This is a genomic window from Janthinobacterium sp. 1_2014MBL_MicDiv (assembly GCF_001865675.1).
Classification (GTDB): Bacteria; Pseudomonadota; Gammaproteobacteria; order Burkholderiales; family Burkholderiaceae_D; genus Janthinobacterium.
Genome location: NZ_CP011319.1, coordinates 1,155,313 through 1,172,431, shown reverse-complemented (window position 1 = coordinate 1,172,431; position 17,119 = coordinate 1,155,313). Strand labels below are relative to the sequence as shown.

Sequence of the window (17,119 nt, the reverse complement as noted above, 5' to 3'; positions counted from 1 at the left end):
GCTGGTGAGTCTTGAAATGTTGGCACTAGAATCGAGTGAGCAATAACATCAACCATCGACCTGGAGATACTGCGTGCCGACCCTCACCACCTTGCATAAAGCAGTCCTCATCAGTCTGTACGGCAGCGCCGCCCTGGCCGCCTTCAGTCCCGCCGCCATGGCCCAGAACACGGAAGCGGCTGCCACGGATGGCCCCGTGCAAACAGTCAGCGTGGTCGGCTCGCGCCGGGTCGCCAGTTCCGCCACGGACACCATGGTGCCGGTCGATATCATCCCCATTTCCAGGGTGGCGGAGCAAGGCGGACAATTTGATCTGGCGCAATCGCTGCAATACATTTCGCCTTCGTTCAACTCCACGCGCCAGACGGGCGCCGACGGGGCCGACCTCATCGATTCGGCCGCCCTGCGCGGACTCGGCTCCGACCAGACGCTGGTGCTGGTGAACGGCAAGCGGCGCCACACGACGGCCCTCGTCAACCTGTTCGGCGCGCGCAACCGCGGCAACACGGGCACGGACATGAATGCGATTCCCTTGCTGGCAATCAAGAATGTGCAAGTGCTGCGCGACGGCGCCGCCGCCCAGTACGGCTCGGACGCCATTGCCGGCGTGATCGATATCGAACTGAAGAAAAGCCTGGGCTGCGAAGCGGTGGCCGGCTACAGCCAGTACTCGGCCGGCGATGGCAAGAACTACATGACGTCCGCCTACTGCGGCATCGCCCTCGGCGACAAGGGCACGATTGCCATCACGGGCGAATACCTGGACCGGGGCCGCTCGAACCGCGCCGATGCGGACAGCATGCGCATCATCGGCGACACCAAGTCCAGGAACAAAACCCTGTACGTGAATGGCGACTATGCCACCAGCACCACGGGAAAACTGTACTTCACTGCGGGCGCGCAGACGCGCGACGCGTCGAGCGCCGCGTTTGGCCGCGGCGGCATCGGCAGCGACGACATCCCGTCGCGCAATTCGGCCGCCATGTATCCGGACGGCTTCGTGCCTTTCATCAATGGCAAGATCGACGACCAGTACGCCACCATCGGCCACCGCAGCCAGATCGGCGAATGGCATGCGGATTTCTCGCAAACCTATGGCTACAACAAGATGCGCTACGACATCAGCCATACGCTCAACGCATCCATCGCCAACCGCGACTTGCTGGCCGGCGGCAAGGGCGTGAGCGCCAGCAACTTTGACGCGGGCGGTTTCTCGTTCCAGCAGCTGACCAGCAACGCCGACTTCAGCCGCTATTACGACACGGTGATGCGCGGCATGAACGTGGCCTTCGGCGCCGAATACCGCAGCGAGGAATACAAGATCATGGCCGGCGAAGAAGCTTCCTACATCGACGCCGACGGCGTGGGCGTGGGCGGCAACGCGGGCAGCCAGGGCTTCCCCGGCTTCCAGCCCGGCGACGCCACCAAGGCCAGGCGCCACAGCATCGCCGCGTATGGCGACGTGGAACTGGACTGGACGGAGCGCCTGAAAACCCAGGCCGCCCTGCGCTACGAGAAATTCAGCGATTTCGGTTCCACCGTGACGGGCAAGCTGGCCGCCAGCTATAAGGTGGCGCCCGAGGTGCTGCTGCGCGGCTCGGCCAGCACGGGCTTCCGCGCGCCGTCCCTGCAGCAAGTGTATTTCTCGTCCACCTTCACCGACTTCATCGGCGGCGTTCCCACCGACGTGGTGCTGGCGCCCAATGGCGGCGCCGTCGCCAACGCGGCCGGCATCCCGAAGCTGAAGGAGGAAAAATCCAGCAGCTTCACCTTCGGCGCCACCTGGACGCCGACGCAAGCCATCTCCGTGACGGCCGACCTGTACAACATCAAGATCAAGGACCGCATCGTGCTGTCGGGCCGCTTCAATGCCGACAACTACCCTGACCTGGCGGCGCGCCTGGCCTTGCTGGGCGTGGGCGAGGCGCAATTTTTCGTCAACTCCATCGACACGCGCACACGGGGACTGGACCTGACGGCCTCGCACAAGGGCGAACTGGCCGGCAACCGCCTGAACAGCTTCCTGGCCCTCAACCTGAGCAAGACGGAAGTGACGAAGGTCAAGACGCCCGACTCGCTGAAAGGCTACGAAGACGTGCTGCTGTCCGAACGCGAGCGCCTGTTCATCGAACAGGGCGGCCCGCGCGCGAAAGCCACCCTGGGCTTCGACTACATCACGGGCAAGCTGGAATCGGACTTGCGCATCATCTACTTCGGCCCGCAAACCCTGGGCACCTTCAGCGGCACGGCCGAAGGCGTGCCGAACGCGCGCTACCAGGCCAAGACCTCGGCCGACCTGAGCTTTACCTACAGCATCAACAAGAACACCAAGCTGACGTTTGGCGGCAACAACATCTTCAACGTCAAGCCGACCACGCAGAACGCCGACGAGACGGACAACGGTTTCAAGTACGACAGCGTGCAGTTCGGCCTGAATGGCGCATCGTACTTCGGGCGGCTGTGGGTGAAGTTCTGATCCCGCGATGCGCGTGACAACAGCGGCTGCGCCAGTGTGGGCAGCCGCTGTTTTTTGTCGCTGTCATCGATACGAGTGATTAATGGCGGCTTTCACCTGTGGATGCAATCGTGCGTTGGGGGCCGGCGCGACGCCAGATCAGACCGTGAAGGGTGTCAGCAGCGCTGCCATGCCATTGACGCTATCATCTATGTTCACAGGCAAAACCGCCGACAAGATTGATTATTTATTTAATACTTATTATTAATAATGAAAAAGATCGCCGTTATCGCCATTTTTGCTGCTACGTTCACGTCGATAGCTCAGGGAGCCGGCCGGCCGGAAGGGCTACCTGGCCAATCCGGCACACCTGCTGTGACCATTGAAAATGCATTTTCCCCTGATAGTGGAGCAGAGGAATTGGTTCTCAAGGTCATCAATACATCCGTTTCCAAAATCAGACTCGCCGCGTACTCCTTCAACTCTCGCCAGATAGCAGAAGCGTTGCTGAACGCTAAGAAACGAGGAGTCGATGTCCAGGTACTTGTTGATGCCCGGCGAAACCAGCGAAAGAACAGCATTGCGGTCCTCGACCTGCTATTCAAGGCTGGCATTCCAACGAAAACTATTTCAGTTTATGCCATGCATCATGATAAATACATCGTTGCTGATGATGTGTCCGTTCAAAATGGGAGTTTCAACTACAGCAGGGATGCCGCCACGTCAAATAGCGAAAATGTCGTTGTCGTATGGAACAGCCCAGAATTGGCGAAATCGTTCCTGCTCCACTGGCAAAATCGATGGGACAAGGGTATCGACTATCGATACGTGGCAGAAAAAAGAGACGCCGGCGCCCGTTGAAACCATCGTTTCACCATCCTGCAATCCATCTACGATGAAACCTGAACGGCCACATGGTGAGATGTCATGACTATGCCCACACTGGAATTCTGGTTCGATTTCGGCAGCAACTACAGCTACCTGAGCGCCATGCGCATCGAGGCGCTGGCGCGTGAGCAGAACGTTGACGTCGTCTGGAAGCCTTTCCTGCTGGGCGTCGTCTTCAAGGCCCTGGGATGGGAAACGTCGCCCTTCGTTGTGCAAAAAATCAAGGGCGACTACATGTGGCGCGACATGGCGCGCCTATGCGAGAAATATGGCTTGCCGTGGCGCCAGCCCGGCACCTTCCCCCGCACCGCCCTGCTGCCCATGCGCGTGGCCCTCGTCGGTGCCGACCAGGGCTGGATCGCGCCGTTTGCGCAGCGCATGATGACGATGAATTTTGCCGCGGACCGCGAGATCGACAACGTCGAAGCGGTCAGCGAGGCATTAACGGAACTGGGGCTGGACGCACCGGCCATCCTGGCGCGGGCTTTGACACAGGACAACAAGCTGCGCCTGCGCCGCCAGACTGGTCAGGCGCAGGCGCTGAAGCTGTTTGGCGCGCCCAGCTTCATCAGCGCGGGCGAGCTATTCTGGGGCAATGACCGGCTCGAGGATGCGCTGGCGCACGCGGCGGCCGCCTGCCGTTAAACTCAGCTCGCCGCCAGCGCCGCGATCTCTTTCTGCATGTTTTCAATGGCCCGCTCGTTGTACTGGCTGGCGAAATACGCATCGCCAAACAGCTGCCCCGCCTGCGCCTTGCCGCTTAAATGCTGCAGGGCCAAGCGCCGTTGCTGCTTGAAGCGCACGGGGTCGACGTGCGCGTATTCGCGGCCGATCGCTTGCGTGTAGGCTTGATAGACTTCGTCGTCCTGGCCCAGGATGGCCAGGTCGGCGCTGAGCATGACATCCTTCAACGCATGCGTAATCGAGGAAGCCTGGAAGTGGTCGGTGGCGCGGATCAGTTGCGCTACATCAGCATTGTCGCCCGCATCGAGGCCGCTGCCCAGCCACAGCTGGGCGCTCGCCTCTTCGCTCGAATACAGCGCGTCTTCATCGTGGCTGTAGACGGCGTCGTGGAACCAGAATGCCTTCTTCACCAGCGCGCTGTCGCGTTTGGCCGCATAGCTGTTGTCGGCCCAGACACGGATCTCGGACAAGCCGTGCACCAGGTGATCGAGGTTGTGATAATGGCGGTCCACGCCGCCATAGGCCTGCGGTCCCGTCAGGTGTGCGAACCAGTGGTCAAACACGGCGATCTCGGCCTCGGCCGCGCTGGAGTAATTCCACAGCGCTTCCCATTCCTTGCGCAGGCAGTCGAGGATCCACGCCTGGTAGGCGGGGCCGGGAACGAATTTCTTCATGGTCCAGTTCCAGCCGACGGGACCTTCCAGCGCCTTGACGAAGCTGGAGCTGACGGAACCGAGGTCGCGCGGCGGCATCACGAAAATGGTCTTGGCGCCCTGCAGCACGTCCACATTCGTTTGCTGGATCAGGTTTTCATAGTCGAAATCGGCTGTCGTGCGGATGCCGCGTATCAGGTAGTCGCAGCCGTGCTTTTTCGCCGCGCGCGCCGTGTAATCCCCTTTGACGATGACCACCTGCACATTCTCCCAGCCGCACTCGCGCGCGCTCTGCTCGATGATGCGCTTGCGGTCCTCGGCGGGAAACTGCGGTTTCTTGGCGGGGTTTTGCGACAGGAAGACGATCACCTCGTCGGCAAGCGAACGCGCCTCGCCGATCACCCACATATGGCCGTTGGTAATGGGGTCGAGTGTTCCTGAAAATCCGATCTTCTTCATGCTGCTTGCTCCCTGATATGGCTGCTGTTGTTGCGCAGACAATATAGATATGGCCAGCATACGTCAATGCACACGGCACAAAAAATCAAAGCTCGAGCAACTGCCATCACACTGTATCGACCATGAAATGTCTCGCCTTGCAGCAACGGTAAAAATAGCGGCAGATTGCTTGCTCAATATTATCAATACAACTTAGAATCATTTTCTTTAATTAAAATACAAGAAATATCATGTATAAATTTATCAGCATGCTTGCTTTGCTATTCGCCACGCAATCGAATATCGCCTATGCGGGGGAACAAAGCGGAAAAGTCCTGAACCTGATCGTTCGGTCCAGCGATGGCATGATCTATTTTGAGATGGAAAATAAGGCCACGGGAAAACCCGCCTGCGCGACCCATTCCTACTGGATCATTGCCGATGAAAAATCGACCACGGGGAAACAGCAAATGGCGATGCTGCTGGCTGCCCGGGTAAGCGGCCAGGTTATCAGCGTGTATGGCACTAATACGTGTACGCGCTGGTCCGATGGCGAAGATGTCTCCGGCATCATATTCTGACGGTACACAGAATATATATATCCGGAATCCGGCATTGAAATAAAAAAGCCTGGAATATCTCATTCCAGGCTTTTTTATTTCAATGCCGCCAGCTTTGCCAGCACCGTTTTCCGGTAATACGGCCGCCTACGATGAAATCACGTTTTCACTGGCCGAAGCGGAAACTCCACGCGCACGCACAGGCCGCCCAGGCGTTCGGACTTGTCCAGCACCAGGCGCGCGCCGTGGCGTTCGGCAATGGCCTTGATGATGGCCAGCCCCAGGCCGCTGCCATTGGCGTCCGTGCCCGGCACGCGGTAGAAACGGCTGAAGACGCGCTCGCGCTCCTCGGGCGGGATGCCGGGGCCGCTGTCTTCCACCGACAGCGTCACGCCGACGGGACTGGCGCGCAAGTCGATGTCGACCGTGCCACCCTGGGGCGTGTACTTGATGGCGTTGTCGACCAGGTTGCGCAGCATGATGTTGAGGGCGTCGGCCTGGCCGGCCACCTTGGCCGGGTCCATGTGGTGCAGGCCCAGGTCGATCTTGCGCGCCTGCGCGATGCCCGCCATGTCGCCCAGCGCCCGCTTGACGACGTCGTTCAAGTCCACCGCCTGCAGCTGGTCGCCGCTGGCGGCGCTCGCTTCCTGGCGCGCCAGCACCAGCAGCTGTTCGACCAGGCGCGTGGCCCGCTCGATGCCGGCGCTCACGCGGGAAATCGCCAGGCTGCGCTTGTCCGCCGATTCGGCCCGCTCCAGGCTCAATACCTGCAGTTTCAGGGCCGCCAGCGGGGTACGCAATTCATGCGCGGCGTCGGCGACGAAATGCTGCTGCGCGTCGAACGCCGTCTTCACGCGCCCGAACAGCAGGTTCAGTTCATGCACGAGCGGCCGCACTTCGTCGGGCAAGCCCGCTTCCGAGACGGGCGACAAGTCGTCCGCCTGGCGCGCCGCCACCTGCTTGCGCACGCGCGAGACGGGCGCCAGCGAACCGCTGACCACCCACCACACGACCAGCATCAAAATCGGCGCCATCAGCGCGATGGGACCCACCGTGCGCAGCGCCAGGCTGCCGGCCATGCGCTTGCGCACGGCCATGTCCTGGGCGATCTGCACGGTCTGGGAACTGGTCTGCACGGAAAAGATGCGGTAAGTGGTGCCGTTGGCCTTCACATTGGAAAAGCCCAGCACGGCGCGCTGCGGCAGTTCCGCGCGCGTGATCGAACGGAACACCTGCACGCCATCCGGCGTCCATACCTGCACCACCATGTCGTTGTTGACGGGATCGGCCGGCAAGGCTTGCGCATGGTTGGCCAGCGGCGCGCCGGAGCGCAGCGACAGGGCCATCTGCTGCATGTGGTAATCGAAGATCTGGTCGGCGTCGTACAGGGCGCTGCGGTAGGCGATCGACGCCTGCGCCAGGGCCGCCATGATGATGGCCGCCAGCAAAAACCACAGCAGACGGCCGCGCAGCGAGTGCGTCACCGTGACCTTCATCCTCATGCCTTGGGCACCATGTAGCCGAGGCCGCGCACGTTCTGGATCAGGTCGCTGCCCAGCTTCTTGCGCAAGCCGTGGATATACACTTCCACGGCATTGCTGTTGACTTCATCCTTCCAGCTGTACAGCTTTTCTTCCAGCTGCGCGCGCGACAGCACGATGCCGGGGCGCGCGATCAGCGCTTCGAGCACGGCCCACTCGCGCGCCGACAGGTTGACGGGATGGCCATCGGCGATCACTTCGCGCGTCAGCGGATTGATGGACACGCCCTGGTGCTCGAAGATCGGTTCCGGCCGTCCCGAGGCGCGCCGCAGCAAGGCGCGTATGCGCGCCAACAACTCATCGAGGTCATACGGCTTCAACACGTAATCGTCGGCGCCCGCGTCGAGTCCCGCGATGCGCTGCTCGACGGCGTCGCGCGCCGTGGCCACGAGCACCGGCGTGTCGAGTTTGCGCAAACGCATCGAACGCAGCACATCGAGACCATCCTTGCGCGGCAAGCCCAGGTCCAGCAGCACCAGGTCATAGGTTTGCGTTTGCAGGGCCGTATCGGCCATGTCGCCATCCTTGACCCAGTCCACCGCGTAATGCTCGGCGCGCAGCAAGTCGAGCACTACCTCGCCGATCATCGTATCGTCTTCCACCAGCAATAGCCGCATGCCCTACTCCTTCATATTCACTGTTTTATCGACCTTGCATCCTGCGCCAGATCAACCGAGGCGCACGGGAATGAAGATCTTATCGGGGCCACGCTGTATCAGCAAGGCCACCGACTTGGCGGACTTGTCGACGACGTCGCGCACCTGCTCGACGGTATTGACGGGACGGCCATTGACCGACAATAGCACGTCGCCCGGCTGCACCCCGGCATTGGCCGCAGCGCCGCCCGCATCTTCCACCAGCAGGCCGGCGCTGATGCCCGCCTCGCGTTTTTCATCCGATTGTAACGGACGCAGGGCCAGGCCCAGTTTCACCTTGCCGGCGGCGCTGTCGCTCTTCGCCACTTCGGCCACCTTGTCGGCCGCGTTGCCCAGCGTGGCCGTCAGGCTGACGATCTTGCCGTCGCGCCAGACATCCATGTTGATCTTGTCGCCTGGCAAGGAAGTGCCCACCAGCGCCGGCAAGTCGGCCGAGGCAACGATGCGCTGGCCATTTACCTTGCGCACCACGTCGCCCGACTTCAGGCCCGCCTTGTCGGCCGGGCTGCCGCGCTCCACGTTGGCGACCAGCGCGCCTTCCGGCGTGGCCAGCTTGAACGAGTCGGCAAAGCCCTGGTTGACTTCCTGCACCGTCACGCCCAGCTTGGCGTGGCTGGCCTTGCCCGTGGCGACGATCTGGTCCTTGATGCGGCTGGCCAGGTCGATCGGAATGGCGAACGACAGGCCCTGGAAGCCGCCCGTCTGGCTGTAGATCTGCGAATTGATGCCGACCACTTCGCCGCGCGTGTTGAACAGCGGACCGCCCGAGTTGCCGGGGTTCACCGCGACGTCGGTCTGGATGAAGGGCACATTGCTGTCGTCAGGCAGGGAACGGCCCTTGGCGCTGACCACGCCGGCCGTCACCGTGCTGTCGAAACCATACGGCGAACCGATGGCCAGCACCCATTCGCCCACTTTCAGGTCGCTCGAATGGCCGAGCGGCACGATGGGCAGGTTGTTGGCGTCGATCTTCAGCACGGCGATATCGGTCTTCGGATCCGTGCCCAGCACCTTGGCGCGGAATTCGCGGCGGTCGTTGAGCTTGACGGTCACTTCGCGCGCATCGCGCACCACGTGGGCATTCGTCATGATGATGCCGTCCGGACTGACGATGAAGCCGGAACCGAGGCCGTGCGTGGGCACGTCGCGGCCGCCGCGCTGTCCCCCTTGCGGGCCCTGGAAGCGACGGAAGAATTCGAAGAAGGGATCGTTGCCGAAGTCGTCGTTGCCAGCCTGGGCCGATGGGTCATACGCGACCTTGGTGCTGCCCGTTACGCTGATGTTCACCACGGCCGGGCTGTTGCGCGCGGCGATCTGGCTAAAGTCCGGCAAGGCCACCAGCGGCGCGGCGGCGACGGGCGCGACAGCGGCAGCCACGGGGGCGGCTGGCGCCGCGGCATTCGCACCGGCATTGTTCTGATGTACGACCATGGCGCCACCGGCGCCCAGCACACCGATCGCGGCCAGCGCGGCTACGGTGCGTTTGATCTTGAGAGATGCGTTATTCGCTTGCTGTTCCATGAATTGCTCCTCATTCAATGAGATTTTGATGTATGCAATATTGGGCCACGAGTCTTAGGCGGTGCTTAACATTTTTCCATTTGGAAACAGGCATTTGCGCCTTTAAGCATGGCTTAATCCTGCGTTCCGCATGCATGGGCAGCTGCACGGAAAAATGTCACAAAGGGGGAATGCTGTCATGGGTGCAGACGCAACACTGGCCGGATAAACCGGCCAGTATTCTACTGCATGGGAGGGCGGAACCCTCCCGCCCGCTCAAGCGCCCGCAGGGGCGCCTGGGTCAGCCTAGGCCGCCTGGCGCTGTTCCAGCGCGCTGACGGTGGCCGTGCTGCCGGCTTCGATCTCGATCTTGCGCGGTTTCAGCGCTTCGGGCACTTCGCGCACCAGGTCGATGGTCAGCATGCCGTTTTCAAACGTGGCGCCCGTGACCTTCACATGGTTGGCCAGCTGGAAGCGCTGTTCGAAATCGCGGGCGGCGATACCGCGGTGCAAGAAGGTGCGCTCGACGCCATCTTTCTGCTTGCGGCCCGTGACGTGCAGCGAATCGCGTTCCGTGATGATATCGATCTCTTCGCGGGAGAAGCCGGCCAATGCCATCACGATCCGGTATTTATCTTCCGACACCAGTTCGATGTTGTACGGTGGATAGCTCGGCTGCGCATCGGCGCGCTGTTCGTTGAGCAGCTGTGCCAGACGGTCGAAGCCAATGGCGGAACGATACAGAGGAGCAAGGTCAAAAGTACGCATGATTAAATATCCTTTCAGTTAAGCGATAAGTATCGCGGACCTCACCATGAGCATCCGCTTGCTACCGATATACGTCCATTCGAGCCCCTTTCAAGGCCTTGAAATCGGCGCAAAACGCCCCAGACGCCCCTGAATTTGTAAGAATTTTTACACGATGCGCAGTAACCCCCAATACATTACGGTGACTTCTGGCTTCCATAACGGGCGCCCTGCGGTGTTGCCCACCGCTGGCCGTACTCGCACCGCGTCGCGGCGGCCGCCTTGCATGGCGTCCGGCTCTGTTTGTCACAATTTCACAAAATTTTCCCGAGGATTACTTATACTGCCCCTTTGCCACCCCAGCCCGCCGCCACATGTCCCGTTCCCTCCTGTGTTTGTCCTTGATCTTCCTCGCTGCCAGTGCGGCCCAGGCCGCCTCACCCGCGCCCATCGTCCTGCATGTGGACGCCAGCAACGTGGCGCAGCAGATTTTCAGCATCCGCGAGAGCATCCCGGCCGCGCCCGGCAAGCTGACCCTGCTCTATCCGCAATGGGTGCCGGGCAACCACGGCCCCAGCGGGCCGCTGAACCAGCTGGCCGGCCTGCGCCTGTCCGCCAACGGCCAGCCCCTGGAATGGCGGCGCGACCCCGTCAACATGTTCGCCTTCCACCTCGACGTGCCACCCGGCGCCACGGCCGTGGAAGCGCAATACCAGTTCCTCTCGCCCGTCGACGCCAGCCAGGGCCGCATCACCATGACAAGCGCCATGCTGGGCGTGCAATGGCATGCGATGACCCTGTATCCGGCCGGACGGGCCGCGCGCGACATCGTCGTGCAGCCCAGCTTGACCCTGCCGGCCGGCTGGGAATTTGCCAGCGCCCTGGAAGTGCGCGCGCGTGCGGCCACGCCGGCCAGCCAGCAAGTCGATTTCGAACCGCTGGATCTCGACACCCTGGTCGACTCACCCGTCTTTGCCGGACGCCATTTCGAGCGCATCGACCTCGATCCGGGCGCCAAAGTCCCCGTGCACCTGAACGTGATGGCCGACAGCGCCGACAGCCTGGAAGCGACACCGCAGCAAGTCGAGAAGCACCGCGCCATGCTGCAGCAAGCCTATAAATTGTTCGCTTCGCGCCATTACCGCCACTATGATTTTTTGCTGGCCTTGAGCGACGAGTTCGGCGGCATCGGCCGCGAGCACCTGCAATCGAGCGAAAACGGCGTCAAGCCCGGCTATTTCAGCGACTGGGACAAGAACGAGGCGGGCCGCGTGCTGCTGCCGCACGAACTCGCGCATTCGTGGAATGGCAAGTTCCGCCGTCCGGGCGGGCAGGACACGCCGGATTTCAACACGCCGCTGCAAAACAGCCTGCTGTGGGTGTATGAAGGCCAGACGCAGTACTGGGGCAATGTGCTGGCGGCCCGCTCCGGCCTGGTGGCGCCGGCCAATATGCGCGACCTGTTCGCGGCGACGGCGGCCCAGTATGACGTGATGCCCGGGCGCAGCTGGCGCGCCATGCAGGACACGACCAACGATCCCATCATCAATGGCCGCCGTCCCATCGGCTGGGGCAGCTGGCAGCGCGATGAAGATTACTACATGGAAGGGGCGCTGGTGTGGCTCGACGTCGACACCACCATCCGCGAACTGTCGGGCGAACGCCGTTCGCTCGACGATTTCGCGCGCGCCTTCTTCGGCGTGCAGGATGGCAGCACCACGCCCCTGCCCTACACCTTCGACGACGTGGTGGCGGCCCTGAACGCCGTGCAGCCGCACGACTGGGCACGTTTTCTGCGCAGCCGCCTGGACGGCCATGGCCCCGGCGCGCCGCTCGACGGCCTGGCCCGCGCCGGCTGGAAACTGGTCTACCGCGACACGCCGACACCGTTCATGAAAGCGACGGAAGAGCGCGGCAAGAGCACGGACCTGACGTATTCGCTGGGTTTGAGCGTCGACAAGGAGGGCAAGATCGGCAAGCTGCTGTGGGACGGCCCCGCCTTCCAGGCCGGCCTGTCGGGCAACACGACCTTGCTGGCCGTGAATGGCACGGCGTACACGCCCAAGCTCCTGAAGGCGGCGATCCAGGCGGCCAGGGAGGGCAAGCAGCCGATCAACTTGCTGGTCAGGAAGGGCAAGCAATTCCAGACGGTGGCGCTCGACTACCATGGCGGCCTGAAGTATCCGCAACTGGAGCGCATCGCCGGCACGCGCGACCGCCTGTCGGCCATCCTGCAGGCGCGCTGAAGTGCTCGCGGGCATGGGGATTTTGCGTGGCGCCCCCTCTGCGGGGCCGGCTTTTGGTGTATGCTGGCGGCATGAACAATGACACCGACATCCAGCTCAGCGGCCCCTTCAAGGCCACCGACGGCTCCGGCCGTGCCCACGACATCAAGGCCATCCGCATCTTCGACGAAGGCTACGGCATCATCGACGTCTACGTCGATTTTTCCGCCCCGCTCGAAGCGGGCGCCTACAAGGACAAGACCCTGGTCGGCCACATCCTGGCCCGCTTGCGCAGCCTCGGCTACGTGGGCCCCGACTTCGGCCATGGCGACCTGGGCCTGCAAGACAAGAAACTGATCGTTCTGGAAGCGCCGGAAGAGTTTTCGGCCTTTGCGGCCAGCAAGGGCTGGAAAGATCTTTCCGCCGAGTTCGACGAGGACTGAGCGCCCGCAAAAGGCCCATGGCCTTGTTGCCTTGCCCTGGGCACTTTTCAGGCACCCAGCTTATCCGACCGGTTCCGCCATCTGCGCCGTATCTGCCCTGTGCCGTTACGGCGTTTTTCATGCGAAAGACTTCATGCTCCGTTTCAGCATTGCCGCCATCGCCGTCCTGTCCACCGCCATCCTGGCCTTTTATGCGGGCGTCTTCCAGACTGCGTTCCACAGCAATATGTGCTATTCCGCCATCATCAGCGAACTGGGGCAACAGGCGCAAGCGGCGGCGGCAACGCAAGATCCCGCCGCCATGGAGCGGTACGCCAGGAAGCTGCAATCCTTGCCCCTGCATGGCTATGAATCGGATTGCCATGCGATCAGCGCCGCGCTGGCGCGGCCGGATGCCTGATCACTGCGGCTGCAGGTAGCGCGCGCTCCAGGCGGCGATGACATTAGCGACATACGCCGCATCATTGCGCCCCGTCAATAAATGATCGGCGTCGTCGAGCGAGACGAAGCTTTTCGGGTGTTTCGCTGCCGTAAAAATATCCATCGCGTTCGACAGGCTCACCGTCGTGTCGTTCGGCGCGTGCATCACCAGCAGGGCGCGGCGCAAGCCGGCGATGTGGTCTTTTAAACTGTGGCTGCCCGCGTCGTCGACGAATTGCTGGCGGATGCGAAACGGTCGCCCTTCCAGCTGCACCAGCGCTTCGCCCTCGGCGGCGATTTTCTCCAGGTGATCGCTGAACATGCGCGTCACGTAGGCGGGCGTGCTCGGCGCGGCCAGGGTCACCACGGCCGTTGCTTCCGGCACTTGCGCGGCGGCGGCCAGCACGGCCGCGCCGCCCAGGCTATGGCCGATCAGCAATTGCGGTGCCGCGTGCCTGGCGCGCAGGAAATCGGCAGCCACCACCAGGTCATCCACATTCGATGAAAAATTGGTGGCGGCGAACTCGCCTTCGCTGGCGCCCAGCCCCGTGAAATCGAAGCGCAGCACGGCGATGCCGTGTTCCGTCAAACCCTGCGCGATGCGCCGCGCGGCCAGCACGTCCTTACCGCACGTGAAGCAGTGGGCGAACAGCGCGTAGGCGCGGATGGCGCCATCGGGCGCATCGAGCCGCGCCGCCAGCACATGGCCGTGCGCGCCGGGAAAATCTTGCCGGGTGGATTTCATTGTCTCAGATCAAAGCTGCCGGGCATGCCGGCCGATGGCGCATTGTAGCGCCGCCCGGCCAGCGGCGCAGGCGGCCAGAATTAATCGCGTTTGGGTATATCGAGGCCCCTGGCGACGGCCGGACGGGCAAGGAAGGCGTCGAGCACGCGCTGCACGTTCGGGAAATTGTCGATGCCGACCAGCTCGCCGGCGCCATAGAAGCCCACCAGGCAGCGCACCCACGGGAAGATGGCGATGTCGGCGATCGTGTACTGCCCGCCCATGATCCAGTCGCGGCCCTGCAGGCGCTGCTCGAGCACGCCCAGCAGGCGCTTCGATTCGCCGATGTAGCGCTCCAGCGGGCGCTTGTCTGCGTAATCCTTGCCGGCGAACTTGTGGAAGAAGCCCACCTGGCCGAACATGGGGCCGATACCGCCCATCTGGAACATCAGCCACTGCATGGTTTCATAGCGCAAGCCCGCGTCCTGCGGCAGGAACTGGCCCGTCTTCTCGGCCAGGTACAGCAGGATGGCGCCCGACTCGAACAGCGCCAGCGGCTTGCCATCGGGCCCCTGCGGGTCGAGGATGGCGGGAATCTTGTTGTTCGGATTGAGCGACAGGAAGGCGGGCGACAGCTGGTCGTTCTGCTCGAAACTGACCAGGTGCGGCTCGTACGCCAGGCCTAGCTCTTCCAGCAGGATCGACACCTTGATGCCGTTCGGCGTCGGCAGCGAATACAGCTGCAGACGCTCGGGATGCTGGGCAGGCCATTTCTTGGTGATGGGAAAGTCGGAAAGCTGTGACATGGAAATCCTTTATTGATATGAAAGACGCGACGCCGGGCAGCCAGTATAGCCAAGCATGGCCATTTCAGCAGGGCAGCGCATGCGGCGGCTTGCCCTGCCTGCGCCGCGCCCCCCGCTCAGCCAAACAAGCCATGCAGGAACCAGCGCGGTGCGGCATCTTCGCCGCCGCCGGCGATGCGTTCGCGGTAGACCCAGTAATGGGCGTGGTCGCGTCCTTCCGCGATGAAATAATCGCGCGCCTGCGACTGCCCCCACCAGCCCGCCTCGATGCGTTCGGCCACGGAGACCATTTTCAGCGGTGAACCATAGAATGGCCGGTGCTCGCGCATCAGCAGGGCGATGGGCTGGGCCAGCAGCCAGCCGGGACGGGGCATGCCGGACAAGCCGGGCGGCAAGTCCGGCACCGCGCTTCTTGCAATGGGCTTGGCCGGCAGCGGCAGCCACTGATTGGCTGCCTCGGGGCGGTAATCGGCGCGCGGTGATGCCTGCAAGACATTTTCTGCGCCCAGGCGCGCCACCAGCAATTCCATCAGGCGCTGGCGCTCCTGCGGCGTGCCGCCCGGCTCGGGAAACAGGGTGGCGCTGGGCGGCGCCATCGGCTGCACTTGCAGCGCCTCCAGGGTCAGGCCGATCACGGGCGCATCCAGTACCAGCTGCGCCAGGCGCTCCTTGAGCAAGCGCAACAAATGCTCGTCGCGCCAGACGGCCTCGCCCAGGGCCAGCTCGATGACGGTGGGCGGGCGCGCCACCCGGCCCCGCTCGTGCGCCAGCAGCAGCGCGATGCGTTCGACGGCGAATTGCCGCGCGCATAGCCAGCCCGTCATTTGCTGCAGCAGGCGGCGCGCGCCGAACAGCAGCGCGTCCGCGTGTTCCACGCGGTCGAACAACTCCAGACTGGCGCGAAACGTGGGCGGCGCTTCCAGCCAGACGAACAGTTCCGTGCCGTGTCCATGCGCATCGTCGAGCATATCGAGCAGGGCCGCGCCGCAGCGGCGCTGCAGGCCGGGCCGGGGCAACTGGCGCAACTGCCCCAGGGTGCGGCAGCCGATGCCGTCCAGCCAGTCGAGCCAGGGGCGCGCGGGCGGCAGCCAGGCGCACGGCAGGCGGTCGAGGCGGCGCACGAGGCTCTCCATGCCCAGCACCCGGCCCCGGCGCGTACCGGCGCGCGCCAGCAGCCAGGCGCCGCGCGCCGTGGGCGCGCACGATAGCTGGGCCGTGTAGCCGAGCGCGCGCAAGCTGGCCGCGATCTGCCGGCACAGGGCGCGCACGCCGCCAAACAGGCGCAGGCTGGCGCCCGCGTCGACCAGCAGGGTCGCTTCCTCGCCCTGCGCCACCAGCGGCGAATATTGCAGCAGCGCCAACGCCACCTCTTGCAGGGCCAGCGCTTCCCGTTCGGGCGAGCGTTCGTGCAGGCGCGCCTGCGGCGCCAGCATCAGCGCGCCCGCGCGGCGCATGCCGGGCCGGATGCCGGCGGCCCGCGCCAGCGGCGACACGGCCATCACTTGCTCCTGCTCCAGCACCACGCCGAGAATGTCAGCCGACCAGCGCGGACAAAACACTTCGAGCGGGAGCCGGGACAGGCAAAGGCCGATCCAGAGTCGCATGGCGTAGCAGTACAGAAGGAGGTTGCAGGGGCAGGAACAGCGGCGCATCGCGCTGCGGTCCCCGGCGTTTGATGAAGCCGATCTCGATGCCGCCGGCGGCCGGCCGCACGGACAGGCGCAACGGCGCCGGCGACGCATCCTGCGCGCCATGCAGCGGGCGCAACATGCAGAACAGGGTATGGCCGCCTTGCGCCGCCAGGTGCAGCCGGCGCAGGCTGTCGCCGCGCACGTGCGTCTGCCAGAACAGCAGGGCGCCGCAACTGCCGCTGCGCAAGATGTTTTCCGCCGCCCACAAGGCATCCTTGCTGCCGGCGCTGCGCAGCCACAGCAGTTGCGACGGCGCCAGGCCTTGCGCGGCCAGGGCCAGCGCCTGCGGCGGATGGGGCGGCTGCAACAGCACGATGGGCAGATCACGCAACTGGGCCAGCGCGGGCGCCAGCAGGCGCAATTCGCCGCTGCCCGGCTGCTGCACCAATAAATCGATCAGGCTGCCGCCAGGCCAGCCGCCGCCGGGCAGCTGCGCGGACAGCGCGGCAAAGCCCGTGTCCAGGCAGCGCGTGGCCGCCTGTCCCAGCTGCGAGGCGCGCCACAGGGACGGGTGCAAGGCTTCCGGCGACGCCATCAATTCGGAATGTTGCATGATTTAATATGAAGAAAGAGGAAGATGAATACTGTATGCATATACAGTACTATCCAGCCCCGCTTTTGGCAAGGCTTATCTGCGCATTGCCGCTGCCTAGGCCGCTCCGCCACGTCCGAAAAAACCCGTTCTGGG

At 63.5% G+C, this 17,119-nt stretch carries 17 protein-coding genes; 8 read left to right on the top strand and 9 right to left on the bottom strand.

Features of this window, described 5'->3' with window-relative positions:
• The first annotated feature begins 73 nt into the window (after positions 1-73).
• The 4 genes from YQ44_RS05165 to YQ44_RS05155 all read left to right on the top strand — a co-directional run bounded on the left by YQ44_RS05165 (position 74) and on the right by YQ44_RS05155 (position 3,988).
• The gene (locus tag YQ44_RS05165; RefSeq protein ID WP_071322469.1) at positions 74-2,476 is read left to right on the top strand and encodes a TonB-dependent receptor plug domain-containing protein; all 2,403 of its coding nucleotides are present in this window, start codon (positions 74-76) and stop codon (positions 2,474-2,476) included.
• 82 nt (positions 2,477-2,558) lie between these two features.
• On the top strand, positions 2,559-2,723 hold the full coding sequence (locus tag YQ44_RS28665; protein ID WP_156894694.1) for a hypothetical protein: 165 nt from the start codon (positions 2,559-2,561) through the stop codon (positions 2,721-2,723).
• A 2-nt stretch (positions 2,724-2,725) separates the two neighbouring features.
• Complete coding sequence (locus YQ44_RS05160; protein WP_083411655.1) at positions 2,726-3,316, top strand: phospholipase D family nuclease; 591 nt, start codon at positions 2,726-2,728, stop codon at positions 3,314-3,316.
• Between the two features lie 66 nt (positions 3,317-3,382).
• Positions 3,383-3,988, top strand: coding sequence for a 2-hydroxychromene-2-carboxylate isomerase (locus tag YQ44_RS05155; RefSeq protein ID WP_071322468.1), 606 nt, complete (start codon positions 3,383-3,385; stop codon positions 3,986-3,988).
• Between the two features lie 2 nt (positions 3,989-3,990).
• Here YQ44_RS05155 and coaD read toward each other — a convergent pair whose 3' ends face one another.
• The gene (gene coaD / locus YQ44_RS05150; RefSeq protein WP_071322467.1) at positions 3,991-5,139 is read right to left on the bottom strand and encodes a pantetheine-phosphate adenylyltransferase; all 1,149 of its coding nucleotides are present in this window, start codon (positions 5,137-5,139) and stop codon (positions 3,991-3,993) included.
• Between the two features lie 230 nt (positions 5,140-5,369).
• On the opposite strand from coaD, the gene YQ44_RS05145 reads away from it, so the two are divergent.
• Positions 5,370-5,699, top strand: a complete 330-nt coding sequence (locus tag YQ44_RS05145; protein WP_071322466.1) for a hypothetical protein — start codon at positions 5,370-5,372, stop codon at positions 5,697-5,699.
• Positions 5,700-5,836: 137 nt separating this feature from the next.
• Here the strand turns inward: YQ44_RS05145 and YQ44_RS05140 are convergent, their stop codons facing one another.
• The 4 genes from YQ44_RS05140 to YQ44_RS05125 all read right to left on the bottom strand — a co-directional run bounded on the left by YQ44_RS05140 (position 5,837) and on the right by YQ44_RS05125 (position 10,143).
• Positions 5,837-7,174 carry an ATP-binding protein gene (locus tag YQ44_RS05140; protein WP_071322465.1) on the bottom strand — a complete coding sequence of 446 codons (1,338 nt, stop codon included), beginning with the start codon at positions 7,172-7,174 and terminating at the stop codon, positions 5,837-5,839.
• A 2-nt stretch (positions 7,175-7,176) separates the two neighbouring features.
• Complete coding sequence (locus YQ44_RS05135) at positions 7,177-7,836, bottom strand: response regulator (RefSeq protein ID WP_071322464.1); 660 nt, start codon at positions 7,834-7,836, stop codon at positions 7,177-7,179.
• 51 nt (positions 7,837-7,887) lie between these two features.
• Positions 7,888-9,396, bottom strand: coding sequence for a Do family serine endopeptidase (locus YQ44_RS05130; protein WP_071326267.1), 1,509 nt, complete (start codon positions 9,394-9,396; stop codon positions 7,888-7,890).
• Between the two features lie 285 nt (positions 9,397-9,681).
• Complete coding sequence (locus YQ44_RS05125; RefSeq protein ID WP_071322463.1) at positions 9,682-10,143, bottom strand: Hsp20 family protein; 462 nt, start codon at positions 10,141-10,143, stop codon at positions 9,682-9,684.
• Positions 10,144-10,496: 353 nt separating this feature from the next.
• On the opposite strand from YQ44_RS05125, the gene YQ44_RS05120 reads away from it, so the two are divergent.
• The 3 genes from YQ44_RS05120 (at position 10,497) to YQ44_RS05110 (ending at position 13,190) form a co-directional block, all read left to right on the top strand.
• On the top strand, positions 10,497-12,368 hold the full coding sequence (locus YQ44_RS05120; protein ID WP_071322462.1) for a M61 family metallopeptidase: 1,872 nt from the start codon (positions 10,497-10,499) through the stop codon (positions 12,366-12,368).
• A gap of 71 nt (positions 12,369-12,439) precedes the next feature.
• Positions 12,440-12,790 carry a hypothetical protein gene (locus tag YQ44_RS05115; RefSeq protein ID WP_071326266.1) on the top strand — a complete coding sequence of 117 codons (351 nt, stop codon included), beginning with the start codon at positions 12,440-12,442 and terminating at the stop codon, positions 12,788-12,790.
• A gap of 133 nt (positions 12,791-12,923) precedes the next feature.
• The gene (locus YQ44_RS05110) at positions 12,924-13,190 is read left to right on the top strand and encodes a hypothetical protein (protein WP_071322461.1); all 267 of its coding nucleotides are present in this window, start codon (positions 12,924-12,926) and stop codon (positions 13,188-13,190) included.
• Here the strand turns inward: YQ44_RS05110 and YQ44_RS05105 are convergent, their stop codons facing one another.
• From YQ44_RS05105 to imuA, 4 genes are all read right to left on the bottom strand, one after another.
• On the bottom strand, positions 13,191-13,955 hold the full coding sequence (locus YQ44_RS05105; protein WP_071322460.1) for an alpha/beta hydrolase family protein: 765 nt from the start codon (positions 13,953-13,955) through the stop codon (positions 13,191-13,193).
• An 80-nt stretch (positions 13,956-14,035) separates the two neighbouring features.
• Positions 14,036-14,740, bottom strand: coding sequence for a glutathione S-transferase N-terminal domain-containing protein (locus YQ44_RS05100; RefSeq protein WP_071322459.1), 705 nt, complete (start codon positions 14,738-14,740; stop codon positions 14,036-14,038).
• Positions 14,741-14,856: 116 nt separating this feature from the next.
• Positions 14,857-16,344 carry a Y-family DNA polymerase gene (locus YQ44_RS05095; protein WP_083411654.1) on the bottom strand — a complete coding sequence of 496 codons (1,488 nt, stop codon included), beginning with the start codon at positions 16,342-16,344 and terminating at the stop codon, positions 14,857-14,859.
• Positions 16,274-16,984 carry a translesion DNA synthesis-associated protein ImuA gene (gene imuA, locus YQ44_RS05090; RefSeq protein ID WP_071322458.1) on the bottom strand — a complete coding sequence of 237 codons (711 nt, stop codon included), beginning with the start codon at positions 16,982-16,984 and terminating at the stop codon, positions 16,274-16,276. The genes YQ44_RS05095 and imuA overlap by 71 nt, the downstream gene beginning before the upstream one ends.
• Positions 16,985-17,119: the final 135 nt, after the last annotated feature.